This window comes from Pseudomonas sp. WS 5503 (assembly GCF_012985385.1).
GTDB classification, from domain to species: Bacteria; Pseudomonadota; Gammaproteobacteria; order Pseudomonadales; family Pseudomonadaceae; genus Aquipseudomonas; species Aquipseudomonas paracarnis.
Map to the genome: position 1 here is coordinate 194,164 of NZ_JAAQWI010000011.1, position 17,482 is coordinate 211,645.

The 17,482-nt window shown below is 59.9% G+C and carries 18 protein-coding genes; 7 read left to right on the top strand and 11 right to left on the bottom strand.

What is annotated here, in order from left to right:
- Positions 1-219: 219 nt before the first annotated feature.
- Entirely contained in the window at positions 220-1,620 is a 1,401-nt protein-coding gene (locus HBO10_RS25820; protein ID WP_003190692.1) for a transglycosylase SLT domain-containing protein, read from the bottom strand.
- Positions 1,621-1,718: 98 nt separating this feature from the next.
- Positions 1,719-2,486: a hydroxyacylglutathione hydrolase gene (gloB, locus tag HBO10_RS25825; protein WP_034126075.1), complete on the bottom strand. Its 768-nt coding sequence runs from the start codon at positions 2,484-2,486 to the stop codon at positions 1,719-1,721.
- Between the two features lie 65 nt (positions 2,487-2,551).
- Here gloB and HBO10_RS25830 point away from each other — a divergent pair, with 65 nt between their 5' ends.
- Positions 2,552-3,310 carry a methyltransferase domain-containing protein gene (locus tag HBO10_RS25830; protein ID WP_034126074.1) on the top strand — a complete coding sequence of 253 codons (759 nt, stop codon included), beginning with the start codon at positions 2,552-2,554 and terminating at the stop codon, positions 3,308-3,310.
- A 31-nt stretch (positions 3,311-3,341) separates the two neighbouring features.
- Positions 3,342-3,794: a ribonuclease HI gene (gene rnhA / locus HBO10_RS25835; RefSeq protein ID WP_003173571.1), complete on the top strand. Its 453-nt coding sequence runs from the start codon at positions 3,342-3,344 to the stop codon at positions 3,792-3,794.
- A 135-nt stretch (positions 3,795-3,929) separates the two neighbouring features.
- Here rnhA and HBO10_RS25840 read toward each other — a convergent pair whose 3' ends face one another.
- Positions 3,930-4,235, bottom strand: coding sequence for a DUF2388 domain-containing protein (locus tag HBO10_RS25840; RefSeq protein ID WP_014718258.1), 306 nt, complete (start codon positions 4,233-4,235; stop codon positions 3,930-3,932).
- 202 nt (positions 4,236-4,437) lie between these two features.
- Here HBO10_RS25840 and dnaQ point away from each other — a divergent pair, with 202 nt between their 5' ends.
- The 3 genes from dnaQ (at position 4,438) to HBO10_RS25855 (ending at position 8,620) form a co-directional block, all read left to right on the top strand.
- Positions 4,438-5,178 carry a DNA polymerase III subunit epsilon gene (gene dnaQ / locus HBO10_RS25845; protein WP_164692278.1) on the top strand — a complete coding sequence of 247 codons (741 nt, stop codon included), beginning with the start codon at positions 4,438-4,440 and terminating at the stop codon, positions 5,176-5,178.
- A 596-nt stretch (positions 5,179-5,774) separates the two neighbouring features.
- Positions 5,775-8,030: an Orn/Lys/Arg decarboxylase N-terminal domain-containing protein gene (locus tag HBO10_RS25850; protein WP_034126073.1), complete on the top strand. Its 2,256-nt coding sequence runs from the start codon at positions 5,775-5,777 to the stop codon at positions 8,028-8,030.
- 20 nt (positions 8,031-8,050) lie between these two features.
- A complete protein-coding gene (locus HBO10_RS25855; protein WP_019820276.1) occupies positions 8,051-8,620 on the top strand; it encodes a GNAT family N-acetyltransferase in 570 nt (189 codons plus the stop codon).
- A 99-nt stretch (positions 8,621-8,719) separates the two neighbouring features.
- Here HBO10_RS25855 and HBO10_RS25860 read toward each other — a convergent pair whose 3' ends face one another.
- On the bottom strand, positions 8,720-9,628 hold the full coding sequence (locus HBO10_RS25860; protein WP_034126072.1) for a LysR substrate-binding domain-containing protein: 909 nt from the start codon (positions 9,626-9,628) through the stop codon (positions 8,720-8,722).
- Between the two features lie 183 nt (positions 9,629-9,811).
- On the opposite strand from HBO10_RS25860, the gene HBO10_RS25865 reads away from it, so the two are divergent.
- Positions 9,812-10,150, top strand: coding sequence for a hypothetical protein (locus HBO10_RS25865; protein WP_034126071.1), 339 nt, complete (start codon positions 9,812-9,814; stop codon positions 10,148-10,150).
- A gap of 49 nt (positions 10,151-10,199) precedes the next feature.
- On the opposite strand, the gene HBO10_RS25870 is transcribed toward HBO10_RS25865, so the two are convergent.
- Positions 10,200-10,436, bottom strand: coding sequence for a hypothetical protein (locus tag HBO10_RS25870; protein WP_032874044.1), 237 nt, complete (start codon positions 10,434-10,436; stop codon positions 10,200-10,202).
- Between the two features lie 227 nt (positions 10,437-10,663).
- Between HBO10_RS25870 and HBO10_RS25875 the strand changes: the two genes are divergently transcribed.
- Complete coding sequence (locus HBO10_RS25875) at positions 10,664-11,221, top strand: NAD(P)H-dependent oxidoreductase (protein WP_003190705.1); 558 nt, start codon at positions 10,664-10,666, stop codon at positions 11,219-11,221.
- Positions 11,222-11,344: 123 nt separating this feature from the next.
- Here HBO10_RS25875 and poxB read toward each other — a convergent pair whose 3' ends face one another.
- The 6 genes from poxB to HBO10_RS25905 all read right to left on the bottom strand — a co-directional run bounded on the left by poxB (position 11,345) and on the right by HBO10_RS25905 (position 17,441).
- Complete coding sequence (gene poxB / locus HBO10_RS25880) at positions 11,345-13,069, bottom strand: ubiquinone-dependent pyruvate dehydrogenase (RefSeq protein WP_034126070.1); 1,725 nt, start codon at positions 13,067-13,069, stop codon at positions 11,345-11,347.
- Positions 13,070-13,147: 78 nt separating this feature from the next.
- Complete coding sequence (locus HBO10_RS25885; RefSeq protein ID WP_034126069.1) at positions 13,148-14,380, bottom strand: NADH:flavin oxidoreductase/NADH oxidase family protein; 1,233 nt, start codon at positions 14,378-14,380, stop codon at positions 13,148-13,150.
- Between the two features lie 208 nt (positions 14,381-14,588).
- Complete coding sequence (locus tag HBO10_RS25890; RefSeq protein ID WP_034126068.1) at positions 14,589-15,083, bottom strand: DUF934 domain-containing protein; 495 nt, start codon at positions 15,081-15,083, stop codon at positions 14,589-14,591.
- Positions 15,067-16,725, bottom strand: a complete 1,659-nt coding sequence (locus HBO10_RS25895; protein ID WP_034126067.1) for a nitrite/sulfite reductase — start codon at positions 16,723-16,725, stop codon at positions 15,067-15,069. Before HBO10_RS25895 ends, HBO10_RS25890 begins: the two co-directional genes overlap by 17 nt.
- 178 nt (positions 16,726-16,903) lie before the next feature.
- The gene (locus HBO10_RS25900; protein WP_169922147.1) at positions 16,904-17,179 is read right to left on the bottom strand and encodes a hypothetical protein; all 276 of its coding nucleotides are present in this window, start codon (positions 17,177-17,179) and stop codon (positions 16,904-16,906) included.
- 43 nt (positions 17,180-17,222) lie between these two features.
- Positions 17,223-17,441, bottom strand: a complete 219-nt coding sequence (locus HBO10_RS25905; RefSeq protein WP_034126066.1) for a DUF2970 domain-containing protein — start codon at positions 17,439-17,441, stop codon at positions 17,223-17,225.
- Positions 17,442-17,482: the final 41 nt, after the last annotated feature.

Here is a 17,482-nt window from a genome sequence, read left to right on the forward strand (position 1 = left end):
GGCGGCTTGGGCTTTATGATCGGTACAGTAACAGCTTGTTCCGGTTGGAAAAAGGCTGTCGGGAAGGCCATTTTGCGGACTGCAAGCTATTGGACGGTGTGAAGGTCAAATGTGGGAGCTGGCTTGCCTGCGATAGCATCACTGCGGTCTGACTGATAGACCGAGGTGCCTGCATCGCAGGCAAGCCAGCTCCCACACAAGCCAGCTCTCCCCGAGGTATTAGCGCGGCCCGGAAACCACCAGCATCTGCCCTGGTTTCAATGCCTGGCCGGTGCGCGGGTTCCAACGCTTGAGATGTTGCATCTCGACGTTGAAGCGTTTGGCCACCATGTACAGCGAGTCACCTTTCTTGACCTTGTACTGCACCGGTTTTTTCGCCGCGACTTTACGCGTGTCCTGCATCACCAGGGTCTGGCCGACCTTGAGGGCCTGGCCGTTGAGCTTGTTCCAGCGCTGCAGGTCATGCACATCGACCTTGTTGGCCTTGGCGATCAGCGTGAGGTTGTCGCCACTGCGTACCTTGTAGCTTCGGGTACGCCCTGCGACCGCCTTGGTCTCGACTTCGTCGAATACCGGCTTCTTGGGGCGCATGCTCAGCAATTCTTCCGGCTTCATCGTCGAAAGGGTGCTGGTCAGCAGTTGGGCCTTGGAGGTCGGCACCAGCAGATGCTGGGGGCCGTCCAGGGTGGTGCGTTGTTTCAAGGCCGGGTTGAGCTGAAACAGTTCGTCTTCGTCGATCTCGGCCAGCGCGGCAACCCGTGACAGGTCCATGCTTTGCTTGACTTCAACGACCTCGAAGTACGGCGTGTTGGCAATCGGGTTCAGGTTGACGCCGTAGGCTTCGGGCGCCAGTACCACCTGGGACAAGGCCAGGAACTTGGGCACATAGTCCTTGGTTTCCTGGGGCAGGGGCAGGTTCCAGTAGTCGGTGGGCAGGCCGAGCTTTTCGTTGCGCTCGATCGCCCGGCTGACGGTGCCTTCGCCGGCGTTATAGGCCGCCAGGGCCAGCAGCCAGTCGCCGTTGAACATGTCATGCAGACGCGTCAGATAGTCCAGGGCGGCGGTGGTGGAGGCGGTGATGTCGCGGCGGCCATCGTAGGCGCGGGTCTGGCGCAGGTTGAAGTAGCGCCCGGTGGAGGGAATGAACTGCCACAAGCCCACCGCATCGCTGCGCGAATAGGCCATCGGGTTGTAGGCACTTTCAATCACTGGCAGCAGCGCCAGTTCCAGGGGCATGTTGCGTTCTTCAAGGCGTTCGACGATGTAATGAATGTAGAGGCTGCCGCGTTCGCCGGCATTCTCCAGAAAGGAGGGGTTGCTGGCGAACCACAGGCGCTGTTGCTCGATGCGCGGGTTGACGCCGACACCGTCCTGCAATTGAAAGCCCCGACGCATGCGTTCCCAGACGTCCTGGGGTACTTCGGGGCTGGGCTTCTCTGATAGCCAAATAGGTTTTTGCTTGATCTTGGCAGCAAGATTCGGTTTGGGTTGCACGGTGGATTGTGCAGCGTAATGAGTCGATTGGCAGCCCGCCAGAGTTGCGGAAACGGCCACCGCCACGGCTTGAGCCAGGCGGGTCAATGCGTCTGAAGAAATGGATTTACGAATAGATGACGACATTGGCTGGAAGTAAGTTCCGGGCAAAAATGTCGGGCGATTCTAGAAAGCGCTTTGGTTCCGGTCAACCATTCAGAAATTACGTATCAGATTGCATCTGGTTAGAACTTATCTTTCCAAGCCCTCAAGCTAGCAAACACCTCGGCCCCAGAGCGGTTGTCGCGGCCGTTCCGTTCGTCCGCTTTTTGTTTAACGGATGTTTCAGCGGTGCGCAGAAAAGGGTTAGTACGTTTTTCCAGGGCCAGGTTGGAGGGCAGCGTCATCTCGCCACGGGCGCGAAGTTGGGCGACATTTTCCACACGTTCGGCGATGTCGGCATTGTGCGGTTCCACGGCTTGGGCAAATTTCAAGTTACTTTGCGTGTATTCATGGGTGCAGTACACCTGCGTATCGGCGGGCAGGGCGGCCAGGCGTTCCAGAGAGTTGTACATCTGTTCGGGTGTACCTTCGAACAGGCGACCGCAACCGGCGGCGAACAAGGTATCGCCACACAGCAATACGCCTTGGTGATAAAAGGCGATGTGGCCGAGGGTGTGGCCTGGCACGGCGTACACGTCGAAGTCCCAGCCCAGCACGCGGATATGGTCGTTATCGTGCAAGGCCACATCCCGCGCCGGGATCTTTTCGTTGGCAGGGCCATAAACCTTGGCGCCGGTGGCATTTTTCAGTTGCTCGACACCGCCTACATGATCATGGTGATGATGGGTAACCAGTATGTCGCTGAGGCGCCACTCGGCATTCTGCTTGAGCCAGGCCAGCACTGGCGTGGCATCGCCGGGGTCGACCACGGCGCAGCGCTGGGTCGTAGGGTCTTGTAACAACCAGATGTAGTTGTCGGTAAAGGCGGGTAGGGCACTGATCTGTATCATTCTTCGATTCGCCAAGCTGAACACATTGGTGCATCTTAGAACGTCTAGGCGAGTTGGAGAATGCAATGACTGATAAAGCGTTCGCCCAGGCCGATCCTGAGTGGCTGGCCCTGATCAGCGCGGCCCGCGAATGGTTGTCCGGGCCGATTGGGCAGTTTTTGCTGGAAGAAGAGCGGCGCATGCTCGAAGACGAGCTGGGCCGGTTCTTTGGTGGCTACCTGGTGCATTACGGACCGTCGGCCGACACGCCTCCATCGGCGCCGCAGGTGCAACGCAATGTGCGCCTGGGTGCACCGTTGCCGGGCGTGGAGATCGTCTGCGAGGAACAGGCCTGGCCCTTGAGCGAACACGCCGCCGATGTGGTGGTGTTGCAGCACGGCCTGGATTTCTGCTTGTCACCCCACGGTTTGTTGCGCGAAGCGGCGAGCAGCGTGCGCCCTGGTGGCCATTTGCTGATTGTCGGCATCAACCCCTGGAGCAGTTGGGGCCTGCGCCGTGTGTTCGCCCATGACGGACTGCGCCAGGCGCGTTGCATCGCGCCATCGCGTGTGGGCGACTGGCTCAACCTGCTGGGCTTCGCGCTGGAGAAACGCCGCTTCGGGTGCTATCGTCCGCCGCTTGCGACTGCCAAGTGGCAGGGCCGTCTGGCCGGTTGGGAACGCCGGGCAGGAGCCTGGCAGCTGTCGGGTGGCGGCTTCTATTTATTGGTCGCACGCAAGATCGTGGTCGGGCTGCGACCGTTGCAGCAAGTGCGCCGCGAGCCGATCGGCAAGCTCGTGCCGATGCCGTTGGCCAAGGTCAACCGCGAACAAGGCGAACCGTAAAACCTCTTTTTGATTTCAGGCCGAATAACCGATGACCGATAGCGTAGAACTCTTCACCGATGGCGCCTGCAAAGGCAACCCGGGCCCAGGCGGCTGGGGCGCCTTGCTGGTGTGCAAGGGCGTGGAGAAGGAACTGTGGGGCGGCGAAGCCAATACCACCAATAACCGTATGGAATTGATGGGCGCCATTCGCGGCCTCGAAGAACTCAAGCGGCGTTGCAACGTACTGCTGGTGACCGACTCGCAATATGTGATGAAGGGCATCAACGAGTGGATGGTCAACTGGAAAAAACGCGGCTGGAAAACGGCGGCCAAGGAGCCGGTCAAGAACGCCGACCTGTGGCAATTGCTCGATGAACAGTGCAACCGTCACGACATCACCTGGAAATGGGTACGCGGGCACATCGGCCATCCTGGCAACGAGCGCGCCGACCAGTTGGCCAACCGTGGCGTGGATGAAGTACGCGGCTACAAGCAGAGCTGAGTCAGCGACACCGCAGCGGCCCTTCGAGCCGCTGCTTCACTGCCGCCATCGCGTGGGGCGAATCTACCAGCACGGCATTGAGCTTCAGGCAGGCAGACGTTGGCCTGATCACAAACATCCCGTGATTGTTGACGCTTACAGAGCCAGGATCGCACGGGCGAGTTGTTCGTCCGTGTATCGCAGATCCACTCTCGTCTGGCGAATATGCCGCAAGGCTGACTCTAGTTGAGCACCGCGTATTGCACCTTCGCTTGCGACAAACGATGCGGCATCGGCCTTGGCCGCCAGCACAATCTTGTCGTCCTTGAAGCTGCTGCTGGTGCCGCCCGTGGCACTCATCGACAGGCTCACCAAGGCGTCAGTGGTCATCACGAAACTGGTGGCTTGCGCACCGGCAGCGCTGAACAGGCAGGGGATGAACAGCCATTTCAGGTTGAACATGAGTCAGTGAATTCCGTATCTGGAGGAGGCGCGCAGGTTAGCGACGAGGGACGTAGAAAACCGCAGCAAGTTTGCGAAACGTTGTAAATAACTGTTGGGTGTCCACCGGTGATTGGGTGCCATGGGCGCTTCGTTTACAGAGCGTGCTAATATCCCGCCCCTTGAACTGTACCGAACCGTTGAGAGCTGAACCCTGATGGCCATCCGATCTGTTGTACTCGATACCGAAACCACCGGCATGCCGGTGACCGATGGTCACCGGATCATCGAAATCGGCTGTGTCGAACTGATGGGGCGCCGCCTGACCGGCCGCCACTTCCACGTCTACCTGCAACCGGACCGCGACAGTGACGAGGGCGCGATTGGCGTCCACGGCATCACTGACGAATTCCTCAAGGGCAAGCCGCGCTTCGCCGAAGTGGCCGATGAGTTCTTCGAATTCATCAATGGCGCCCAGTTGATCATCCATAACGCGGCGTTCGACATCGGTTTCATCAACAACGAATTTGCCCTGATGGGGCAGACCGACCGTGCGGACATCTCCCAGCACTGTACGATCCTCGATACCTTGATGATGGCCCGCGAGCGTCACCCGGGCCAGCGCAACAGCCTCGATGCCTTGTGCAAGCGCTATGGCGTCGACAACTCCGGCCGTGAACTCCACGGCGCCTTGCTTGACTCCGAGATCCTGGCCGACGTTTACCTGACCATGACCGGCGGGCAGACCAGCCTGTCCCTGGCCGGTAATGCATCCGATGGCAGCGGTTCGGCGGAAGGGTCGGGCAACCGCCCTTCGGAAATCCGCCGCTTGCCAGCTGATCGCAAGCCGACGCCGATCATCCGTGCCAGCGAGCAGGACCTGGCCGAGCATGCGGCAAGGCTGGAGGCGATTGCCAAGGCAGCCGGTGCGCCGGCGTTGTGGACTCAACTCACTCAGCAATAACCGCTCATGTAGGAGCAGGCTTGCAGCCATGGGTACTTACACAGTTGCATCTGTGGCGAGGGAGCTTGCTCCCGGCCAGCCAACACCTATCTACCTGACGCTGCGCGATCAAACTGTGGGAGCTGGCTTGCCTGCGATAGCGGCCTGCCAGCCAACGCCTATCGACCTGACGCCCCGCGATCAAATTGTGGGAGCGGGCTTGCTCGCGAATGCGGCCTGACAGTCAACACGGTTGGATTGAGTACATATCCATTGCTGCGGTAACAGCCATTTAGCGTTCCGCTTTTACAGCGGGTCACTTTGGAAAAGCCGGAATGCCGGCCCAGCCCACCCACATTTGGATTGCGGAGCCTCAGGTAGATAAGTGTCGGCTGGCAGGCCGTCATCGCAGGCAAGCCAGCTCCCACAGTTTGATCGCGGGGTGTCAGGTAGGTATGGCCCGGCAGGCGGGCCGTCACAGGAGTAAGCTCCCTCGCGACAGGTTCAGCCCCGTACCGAAGTTATATAAATACCTCTCGACCACCTGTGAAATCTTCATTCGCCACTTTTGCTTCCAGCTTCTACCCTTGTGCAAAGCCTCCGGAGTAAGAGTGCTCATGTACAAAGACCTGAAGTTCCCCGTTCTGATCGTGCACCGTGACATCAAGGCCGACACCGTTGCCGGTGACCGGGTTCGAGGCATCGCCAGGGAGTTGGAACAGGAGGGCTTCAGTATTTTTTCTGCGGTGGACTACGCTGAGGGGCGGCTGGTGGCCGCTACCCATCACGGTCTGGCCTGCATGCTGATAGCCGCCGAAGGCGCCGGGGAAAACACCCATCTGTTGCAGAACATGGTGGAGTTGATTCGCTTGGCGCGCCTGCGCGCACCCAACCTGCCGATCTTTGCGCTGGGCGAGCAAGTCACCCTGGAAAACGCGCCCGCCGATGCCATGAGCGAGCTCAACCAGCTGCGCGGCATTCTTTATCTGTTCGAAGACACCGTGCCGTTTCTGGCGCGCCAGGTCGCCCGCGCCGCACGCACGTACCTGGATGGCCTGTTGCCGCCGTTCTTCAAGGCGCTGGTGCAACACACCGCCGATTCCAATTATTCCTGGCACACCCCCGGTCATGGCGGTGGCGTGGCCTATCGCAAAAGCCCGGTGGGGCAGGCGTTTCATCAGTTCTTCGGGGAAAACACCCTGCGCTCTGACTTGTCGGTATCGGTGCCCGAACTGGGCTCGCTGCTCGATCACACCGGGCCTTTGGCCGAAGCCGAGGCACGCGCCGCGCGCAACTTTGGCGCCGACCATACGTTCTTCGTGATCAACGGCACGTCCACCGCCAACAAGATCGTCTGGCATTCCATGGTGGGGCGCGATGACCTGGTGCTGGTAGACCGCAATTGCCACAAGTCGGTGTTGCATTCGATCATCATGACCGGCGCGATCCCGCTGTACCTGTGCCCGGAGCGCAACGAGCTGGGGATCATCGGCCCGATCCCCCTGAGCGAATTCAGCCCTGAGTCGATCCGCGCCAAGATCGACGCCAGCCCCTTGACCCGTGGGCGACCACCGAAAGTGAAATTGGCGGTGGTGACCAACTCCACCTATGACGGCCTGTGTTACAACGCCGAACTGATCAAGCAGCAACTGGGCAACAGTGTCGAGGTGCTGCATTTTGATGAGGCCTGGTATGCCTACGCCGCCTTTCACGAGTTCTTCGCCGGGCGTTATGGCATGGGTACCTCGCGCACGCCGGACAGCCCCTTGGTGTTCACCACCCACAGTACGCATAAGTTGCTGGCGGCATTCAGCCAGGCGTCGATGATCCACGTACAGGACGGCGGCGCACGGCAACTGGACCGTGACCGCTTCAATGAAGCCTTCATGATGCATATCTCCACCTCGCCGCAATACAGCATCATCGCGTCGCTGGATGTGGCCTCGGCAATGATGGAAGGCCCGGCCGGACGCTCGCTGCTCCAGGAAATGTTCGACGAGGCCTTGAGTTTCCGTCGCGCCCTGGCCAACTTGCGCCAGCATATCGCGGCCGAAGACTGGTGGTTTTCCATCTGGCAGCCACCTTCGGTCGCGGGCATTGACCGGGTCGCCACTGCGGATTGGCTATTGCACCCTGGGGATGAGTGGCATGGCTTTGGCGACGTGGTAGAGGACTACGTGCTGCTGGACCCGATCAAAGTCACGCTGGTGATGCCTGGCCTCAACGCCGGTGGGGCATTGAGCGAGTGTGGGATTCCCGCTGCAGTGGTCAGCAAGTTCCTCTGGGAGCGCGGGCTGGTGGTGGAGAAGACTGGGCTGTATTCGTTTCTCGTGCTGTTTTCCATGGGCATTACCAAAGGTAAATGGAGCACCTTGCTCACCGAGCTGCTGGAGTTCAAGCGTAGCTACGATGCCAATGTCAGCCTGGCCACTTGCTTGCCGTCGGTGTATGCCCAAGGCCCGGCACGTTATCAAGGCCTGGGGCTGCGCGACCTTTGCGACCAGTTGCACAGCTGTTACCGTAGCAATGCAACGGCCAGGCACCTCAAGCGTATGTACACGGTATTGCCGCAAGTCGCGATGAAACCCGCCGATGCCTACGACCAGTTGGTCAGGGGCGAGGTGGAGGCGGTCTGCATCGATGCCTTGGCAGGACGCATCGCCGCTGTAATGCTGGTGCCTTACCCGCCGGGCATACCACTGATCATGCCCGGCGAACGCTTCACCGAGTCAACACGTTCCATCATCGATTACCTGGCATTTGCCCGCACGTTCGATAGCAGTTTCCCCGGTTTTGTCGCGGATGTGCATGGGCTGCAACACGAAGATGACGGCAGTGGCCGTCGTTATACCGTCGACTGCATCAAGGGTTAAGGAAGTCTATGCAAGCTGTAATGAACCCGAAGTATCCAGGGCTCAGTGTGCGAGTCGCCGACGAAGGTTTTGACGCCTATGTGTGGGGCAATGATTTCAGCTTTGAAGTCAGTGCCTATGGGGTGCCGCAAATGGGCCAGCGCGTCGAACAATGGCCGGTGGAAAAAGTGCTGCCGTACCGCAAGTGCTATGGCATCGACCCGGAAGAATTCGCCAGTTTTCGTGATGCCGCCGACAGCTCGATCTTCATGGCGTACCTGGATGACCGCGCAGTGGGGCATATCGTGGTCAGCACCAACTGGAACGGTTTTGCCCATGTTGACGAGTTGGCGGTGGCGTTACCGGCGCGCCGACATGGCGTGGCCAAGTCGTTGTTGGACGTGGCGCAGTTCTGGGCCCGCAAGAAGAACCTGCCGGGCATGATGCTTGAGACCCAGAACAACAACCTCGGCGCCTGTCGCCTGTATGAGCGTTGTGGCTATGTAATGGGCGGCATCGATCAACTGCGTTATCGCGGGATTGACCCGCAAACCCGCGAGGTCGCGATTTTCTGGTATCGGTTGTTCAAGGCGCAAGTGGAGGCTGTCTGACCCCTGTAGGCGCGAGCTTGCTCGCGAAATACGCCAAGGCGCCGCGTTGCATCAGGATGAGCGTGTGATCGTTCACGTTCTTCGCGAGCAAGCTCGCTCCTACGGGGACTTGGTGTCGTTGCCAAGCAGGCTTTCGGCTTTCTGGATGACGATTTCCAGCAGCGCATTCAATGCCGGGGAGGGCGCAGCGTCTTTCAAGGTCAACGCATACAGGCTGACCACTATCGGTGGTGACACCGGGCACGCATCAAGCCCGGACTCTCGTGCACCCAAGGCGGTGAACGGGTCGACAATCGCCAGGCCTTCTCCGGCCTCCACCAAGCCGCGCATCATCGGGTAGGTTTGCACCCGCGTCTGCACCACGGGCAGCGGCCGCAGGGCGTGCAGCTTGGCATCCAGCAAGCGGCTGAGCGGGTCATGGCCTTCAAGGCCGATCAACGACTGGCCGGCCAACTCCTGCAGCGCAATGTATTTTTGCTTGGGCTTGAGCCAGCCATGGGGGGCCAGCAACTGCAATTTGCCTTGGGCCAGCACCGTGCTCTGGATCTGTGGATGTTCTGGGTCATGCAGGCTCAGGCCCACATCGGCTTCATGCAACAGCAGGCTGTTGATGATCTCGCCAACTGGCTGGCTCGACAGGTTGCACGGCATGTCCTGGAAGCGTCGACGCAGTGCAGCAATGCTCTGGGGCAACAGTTGGTTGGCCAACGGCGGCGTGCAGAGGGCGCGCAGGGGCGGCGCATGATGGTGTTTCAAGCGGCTGGCAAGGCGTTGCAACGGCTCCAGGGCTTCATACAGAGCAGTGATTTGTGCCTGCAATTCCAGGGTTTCCCGGGTGGCCTGCAAACGCCCGCGCACGCTGGCGAACAGCATGAAGCCCAATTGCTGCTCAGCGTCCTTGAGGATGGTGTCTACTTCGCCCACGGGGAGTTGCAACCACTCGGCGGCGGTGCCGAGGTGGCCGGTCTGCAAGATGGCCTGAATCACTTCGATATGACGTAAACGCATGGCCGGAGTCTATGTGCAGTGCGCAGGGGATTCAATGGCGCAGGCCTTCGTGCGCAAAAAAGACTGCCGGGGTCGTCCCGGCCTATGGCGCTCAGCCAGGACCCCATTAGAATGGCGGGTCTGATCAGCAACGACCCCTGCCGGTTTCCCGGTACTTAAAATAAAAAACAGGTCTGGTCTCATATGCCTCTACCCTCGACGTTCTTCGGGGTAACGGCCAAGCAACTCGTGGTCCTGGTGACCTTGGGAGGCCTGGCGGCTTACTTCTTCAATCATCAGGATGAACCGACGCCGGACAATCTCGCACTGGAGGCCTTTATTCGCTCCCAGCAACAGGTGGGCGAGCAGGTGGGCACAGTCGTGGGGATCACCCTGGTCAGGGAGGTGGAGGCTTACCCCGCGTACAATGCGGCAGGTTACAAGCGCTCGATGTTTACCGTGCAAGGGGAGCACGGCCAGGTGCTGGTGACGCTCAAGCAAGACGAGCAGGGCATAGAGGTGACGCAGATCCGCCGCCCATGAACGTCCCCAGCCCAGTCCCCAGGACTGAGCAGGTGAACAAGGCAAGCGCTTACGATGCCAGAGTGGTTTCAGACTCGCGCACGAGAATAGTGCCCGACTGGATCAGTTTGAATTCATCACCTTCCAGCTTTTCTACACGGTCGCCAATGGCCAGCTTGTAGGTCGTGGTGGGCGTCGATCCGGCCAGGTCGCCTTGCGCCGGGTTGGATTCCTGAAACTCATGCACCGAATAAACGCGGCCTTCCGCGTCTCTGGCATGAAACTGTCCAACAAGTACTGCAGCCATCTGTTTAGAACCTCTGGAGATAAACACTCGATTTGCGGTTCTGTAGACCGTCAGGGAGCGGGGTAGTTTACCTATAAGAAAAAAATACTATTCGCTGATATTTTCAGACGCTTCCTACGCAAGTGCTTGCACGGAAAACGGCGAGGGAATCCGCACAACCCTCTGGTGGACGCGTCGCGAAGCCTCTATAACTACAAGCTCCTTTATTCAGAAGTCGGGAAACCTCAATGAGCAAGGTCTACACGATTGCCGTCCTGGTGGGCAGCTTGAGAAAAGAGTCGATCAACCGCAAGGTCGCCCTGGCCCTGGCCGAACTGGCCCCAGCCAATCTCAAGTTGAACATTGTTGAAATCGGCGACTTGCCGCTCTACAACGAGGACATCGACGGTGCAACTCCGCCCGCAGCCTACAGTACTTTCCGCAAACAAGTGAGTTCATCCGACGCGGTGCTGTTCGTCACCCCCGAATACAACCGCTCCGTGCCGGCGGCCTTGAAAAATGCCATTGACGTGGGCTCGCGCCCATACGGGCAGAGCGCCTGGAGTGGCAAGCCGGGGGCGATCATCAGCGTGTCGCCGGGTGCCATTGGCGGCTTTGGCGCCAACCACCATTTGCGCCAGTCCCTGGTGTTCCTGGATGTGTGGTGCATGCAACAGCCGGAAGCCTATCTGGGCGGGGCAGGCAGTGTGTTCGATGAGGCGGGGAAGGTGTCGGACAAGACCAAGCCGTTCCTGCAGGCATTCATCGATGCCTACGGCAAGTGGGTGGAAAAGCAGAAAGGCTGAAATTAGCCCGGCACCTGTAGGAGCGAGCTTGCTCGCGAAAAACTCGACGACAACGCGTTCATTCAGGATGTCAGCGTTACCGTTAGCGATCTTCGCGAGCAAGCTCGCTCCTACAGTAGGGGGTTATCGCAACCAGTTGGTGCGTGCCAGTTCGATAACCTCATCGCCACGCCCGCTCATCACCGCCTTGAGCATGTAAAGGCTGAACCCCTTGGCCTGTTCCAGCTTGATGCTCGGCGGCATCACCAGTTCCTGAGTCGCGGTCACCACATCCACCAACACCGGGCCATCGTGGGCCAGGGCTCGGCGCAGTGCCGGCTCCAAGTCTTCGGATTGCTCCACACGTATGCCCAAAATGCCCATGGCATTGGACATGGCCGCGAAGTCCGGGTTTTTCAGCTCGGTGCCGGTGTCCAGGTAACCCGCAGCCTTCATCTCCATCGCGACAAAGCCCAGGGACGAATTGTTGAACACCACGAGTTTGACCGGCAATTGCAGTTGCGCCAGGGAAATGAAATCCCCCATCAACATGGTGAAACCACCGTCCCCGGACATCGAGATCACCTGCCGTCCAGGGAACGCCGCCTGGGCGCCGATAGCCTGAGGCATGGCGTTGGCCATCGAGCCATGGTTGAACGAGCCGATCAGCCGGCGCTTGCCGTTCATCTTCAGATAACGCGCCGCCCACACGGTGGGTGAGCCGACATCGGCGGTAAAGATCGCATCATCATCGGCCAGTTCGCTGAGCAAGCGCGCCACATACTGGGGATGAATCGGCCGGCCGGCCTTGGACGGTTGCGCCAGGTCATCCAGGCCTTGGCGGGCTTTTTCGTAGTGCTTGAGGGAGGTTTCGAGGAAGCTGCGATCGGTCTTGCGGGTCAGGCGCGGCAACAGCGCGTCGATGGTTTCACTGACATCGGCGGCGATGCCCAGGTCCAAGGTCGCACGGCGCCCCAGGGCTTGAGGGTTGCGGTCCACCTGGATGATCCTGGCGTCGGTCGGGTAGAACTGGCGATAAGGGAAGTCGGTGCCGAGCATGACCAAGGTGTCGCAATCGAGCATGGCGTGGTAGCCGGAGCTGAAACCGATCAGGCCGGTCATGCCGACGTCGAACGGGTTATCCCACTCCACGTGCTCCTTGCCCCGCAGTGCGTGAACCACCGGCGCGCCGAGGGCGTCGGCCAGCGCCACCACTTGATCGTGGGCACCGGCACAGCCGCTGCCACACAGCAGGGTGACTTTCTCGCTGCTCTGGAGCATGTCGGTGAGGCGCTGCAAGTCCTGCTCAACCGGCAGGGTGCGCGGTGCGTGCAAGGCCGGCCAAGGCTTGAGCTTATCTTCCACCTCCAGCAGCGAAACATCTCCCGGAATCACCACCACCGCCACGCCTCGGTTGAGAATCGCCGAACGCATGGCACGGTGCAGCACCTGAGGCATCTGCTCGGGGTTGCTCACCAGCTCGATAAAATGGCTGCACTCCTTGAACAGTTCCTGGGGATGGGTTTCCTGAAAGTAATTCAGGCCAACCTCCGAGGACGGAATTTGCGCGGCAATCGCCAGCACCGGCACATGGTTGCGATGGCAATCGAACAAACCATTGATCAAATGCAGGTTACCCGGCCCGCAACTGCCGGCGCACACCGTCAACTCGCCGGTGGCCGCCGCTTCGGCACCGGCAGCGAAGGCGGCGACCTCCTCGTGGCGCACATGCATCCACTCGATGCTGTCCATGCTGCGCAGGGCGTCGGTCAGGCCATTGAGGCTGTCGCCGGTGAGCCCCCAGATACGCTTGATACCCGCTTGTTCCAGGGTGGTCGCCAACTGCTGGGCCAGGTTGATTTTCGCCATGAGGAACTCCAATCGTCAGTGAGGTTGAAAAACTGCTGATCAGTAGGGGACAGTTCAATCACGGCGAATGCTCCGCCATTAATGTGAAGATTGCGTCATGCTCGCGCGATACTGCCGCGTACGCCGCGCGATAAACCACTGGTCACAGGCCAATGCCAGCCAGGGCGCAACGTTGGGGTTGGGCAGACGGCCGCGGCTCAGGCGCCGCATCTGGTCGCGCACCACGGCGAGGGTGGCGAGGGCGGCCAGCGGTTTGCGCTTCCATTCCATGGGCCGCAGTTGTGGGTTGAGGTCGCGACCTTCACGCCACTGTTTGATCAGTTGCGGCTCCAGGGTCAGGGCGGTGGCGATGCCGGCCATGGCGATGCCGCTGTCCAATACTTGCTGGACCACCGGCAAGCGGCGAATACCTCCGGTCACCATCAGTGGCATGGTGGCGATGCTCGCCATTTGCGTGGCGAAATCCAAAAAGTAGGCTTCACGGGCCAAGGTGCGGCCGTCCCGCGCTTCACCTTGCATGGCCGGCGCTTCATAGCTGCCGCCGGACAACTCAAGCAAATCGATCGGCAGTGTATTGAGCATTTCCACTACAGCGCGTGCATCGGTCTCATCGAAGCCGCCGCGCTGGAAGTCTGCGGAATTGAGCTTTACCGACACACAAAATGAAGGGCTGACATTGGCCCGCACGGCACGGATGACTTCTAGCAGCAGGCGTGCCCGGTTTTCCAGGGAGCCGCCCCAACGGTCGGTGCGATGGTTGCTCAAGGGCGAGAGGAACTGACTCAACAAATAGCCATGGGCGCCGTGGATCTGCACCCCGGTGAACCCGGCTTGCTCGGCCAGGCGGGCGCTGGTGGCGAAGCGCTTGATGACGTCCTGGATGTCGTCTTCGGTCATGGCCTTGGGTTTGGCGAACATCTTGGAAAAACTGCCCACATCCAGCGCAATAGCCGAGGGTGCCAACGCTTGTTGACCGAGGTTGGCCATGGTCTGGCGGCCCGGATGGCTGAGCTGTACCCAGAAGTGCACACCTTTGGCCCGGGCTACGTCGGCCCATTCACGAAAACTGGCCAGGTGTTGCTCGTTTTCCAGCGCGACACCGCCAGGGCCGGTCATGGCGCGGCGGTCGATCATCACGTTACCGGTCAACAGTAAGCCGGGCTCGCCGTCGGCCCAGGTCTTGTATAGCTGCTTCAATGCTTTGGACGGTGCCTGATGCAGGTCCGCCATATTCTCTTCCATCGCGGCCTTGGCGATGCGGTTGGCGATGACTTGGCCGTTGGGCAGTTGCAGCGATTCGAACGGTGACATGGGTTAACTCCTGAGCAGGGGAGGCCTCAGGCTAAGCTTAAAGTTAACTTTAATGTCAAGCGGCAGTCGATCACACAGGATTGACGGGGCGATGGAACTGTAGGAGCGAGCTTGCTCGCGAAGAACGCGAGGGCGCCACTACAGCCAGGCGACCTGCGTTATCGTTCAGGTTTTTCGCGAGCAAGCTCGCTCCTACAGGGACAAGGTGTCAGCGGCGGCGGAACAGCGGCAGTGGTTCATCGGTGGCCGCTTGATAGGTCACCGAGAAATCCTTGAGACTTTCCAGCGCTTCGTACGGGTCTTTGTCAGCGCGCAAGGCGAAGGCATCGAACCCGCAGCGGTGCAGGTAGAACAACTGGTCACGCAGCACGTCGCCAATGGCCCGCAGTTCACCCTTGTAGCCATAACGGTCACGCAGCAGGCGGGCGTTGGAGTAGTTGCGCCCGTCGGTGAAGGCCGGGAAGTTCAGGGCGATGACCTGAAAATACTGCACGTCATCACCGATTTCTTCGGCTTCTTCATCGGCGTCCAGCCATACACCCAAACCGCCGTCGCGGGCCTTGAGGGCGTGGCCGTGCTCACGCCACAGGGCCAGCGGCACGATCAGGTCGTCGCAGTTGGAGATGCCGTCGAAGCTCGCGTCCTTGGGCAGCAGGTGCCAGGTTTCGTCGACGACTGCGTTGTTCTTAATGATTCGCTGCATAGACACGCTCCTTGAACAGGTCGATGCCAATGCGCTGGTAGGTGTCGATGAAGCGCTCATCTTCGGTACGCTGTTCGATATACACGTCGATCAGCTTGCCGATCACCTCTGGCATGGCTTCCTGGGCGAAGGATGGGCCGAGGATCTTGCCCAGGCTCGCATCGCGGCTGGCGCTGCCACCCAGGGACACTTGGTAGAATTCTTCGCCTTTCTTGTCCACGCCCAGGATGCCGATGTGGCCGACGTGGTGGTGACCACAAGCGTTCATGCAACCGGAGATGTTCAGGTCCAGCTCGCCGATATCGAACAGGTAATCCAGGTCGTCGAAACGGCGTTGGATCGACTCCGCAATCGGGATCGACTTGGCGTTGGCCAGGGAGCAGAAGTCGCCGCCCGGGCAGCAGATGATATCGGTCAGCAGGCCGATGTTCGGCGTAGCAAAGCCGCCTTCGCGCAGTTCGCCCCACAGGGTGAACAATTGGCTCTGTTCAACGTCCGCGAGAATGATGTTCTGCTCGTGGGAGGTGCGCAGTTGGCCAAAGCTGTAGCGCTCGGCCAGGTCGGCGACGGCATCCAGCTGCTTGTCGGTGATATCGCCAGGTGCAACGCCGGTGGGCTTGAGCGACAGGGTCACTGCCACGTAGCCGGGCTTCTTGTGCGCCAGGGTATTGCGCGTGCGCCAGCGGGCGAAGCCTGGGTGTTGCTGGTCGAGTGCGGCCAACTCGGCGTCCTGATTGCTCAGGCCCTTGTACTCAGGGTCGACGAAGTGCTTGGCGACGCGGTGCACTTCGGCTTCGGTCAGGGTGGTCTGGCCGCCGCGCAGGTGTTCCATTTCGGCATCGACTTTCTGGGCAAACACCTCAGGGGTCAGCGCCTTGACCAGGATCTTGATCCGGGCCTTGTACTTGTTGTCGCGACGGCCATAGCGGTTGTAGACCCGCAGGATGGCGTCGAGGTAGCTCAACAGGTCCTGCCACGGCAGGAACTCGTTGATGAACGCACCGACCACCGGCGTACGACCAAGGCCGCCACCCACCAGCACACGGAAGCCCAGCTCGCCTGCAGCGTTGTACACCGGCTCCAGGCCGATATCGTGGACTTCGATGGCGGCGCGGTCCGAGGTCGAGCCATTGATGGCGATCTTGAACTTGCGTGGCAGGTAGGCGAACTCAGGGTGGAAGGTAGTCCACTGGCGCACGATTTCGCACCACGGCCGTGGGTCGATCAACTCGTCGGCAGCGACGCCGGCAAATTGGTCGGTGGTCACGTTGCGCAGGCAGTTACCGCTGGTCTGAATGGCGTGCATCTGCACGGTAGCCAGTTCAGCCAGGATATCCGGCACATCTTCCAGGGCCGGCCAGTTGAACTGCACGTTCTGGCGGGTGCTGATATGGGCATAGCCTTTGTCGAAGTCGCGGGCGATCTTGGCCATCATTCGCGTCTGGCGCGACGTCAGTTGGCCATAGGGCACGGCCACCCTCAGCATCGGCGCAAAGCGCTGAACGTAAAGGCCATTTTGCAGGCGCAGAGGGCGGAACTCTTCTTCGCTCAGTTCACCTGCTAAGTAGCGTCGGGTCTGATCACGGAACTGCTTGACGCGGTCCTCGATGATGCGCTGATCGTATTCGTCGTATACGTACATATAGGTCCTGTTCTCGGCAAATCTGCGCGCACGGCCGCGCACTCCCAACGGAGCCGGCGCACGATACCAGTTTGCGTATATGCGCAAAAGTGATGTTTGGGTATATGCACATAACCAAACTGACTAATGAGAACAGTTATCGCGATACCCACATTTGTCATGGGGGCAAGACTGGTCTTTACTGTGGACGAGTCTTAGTGCAGTCACCTATAAAACCGACAAGAGGCGATGCGATGAGTAATTCCACCAAAGCCCGTAAACCTGACAGTACCGTTGATGCCTGGGCCATTTTGTTTCTGATTATTCTCGTGGTCGGCACCGCTGTATTTTGGGTCAGCCACCAGTAATAAAACCGTTGATTGAGCAGCGATCGATATTCAATGTTCATCTGAGCGCCTGCGTTTATCAGCGCCGCCAGCGCCGGTGGATTCCGTGCGCTGGCGGTCGTTGGCAAACCGGCGTCCTGTTTATGCGTTCAGTCTGCATTGGCGGCGGCGTTAAACACCGGCCAGGTACAGCACCAGCTTGACGATGCCAAACAGCGTCAAGGCAAACACCACCGTGAACGCAACGCCCAGGATCACAAAGTGGCTGGGTTTGCCATGGGTGAAATCGCGGGCGCGATTCTTGCCGCTTTGCACACCGAACGCGGCGGCCGTCACGCTGTGCAGCATCTGCCGGAAGGTCGGTGGTTTGTCATCGATTGGATCGTCCATAAACCCCTCGTCAACAAGGTTCTCATGCAGAGTATAGACAG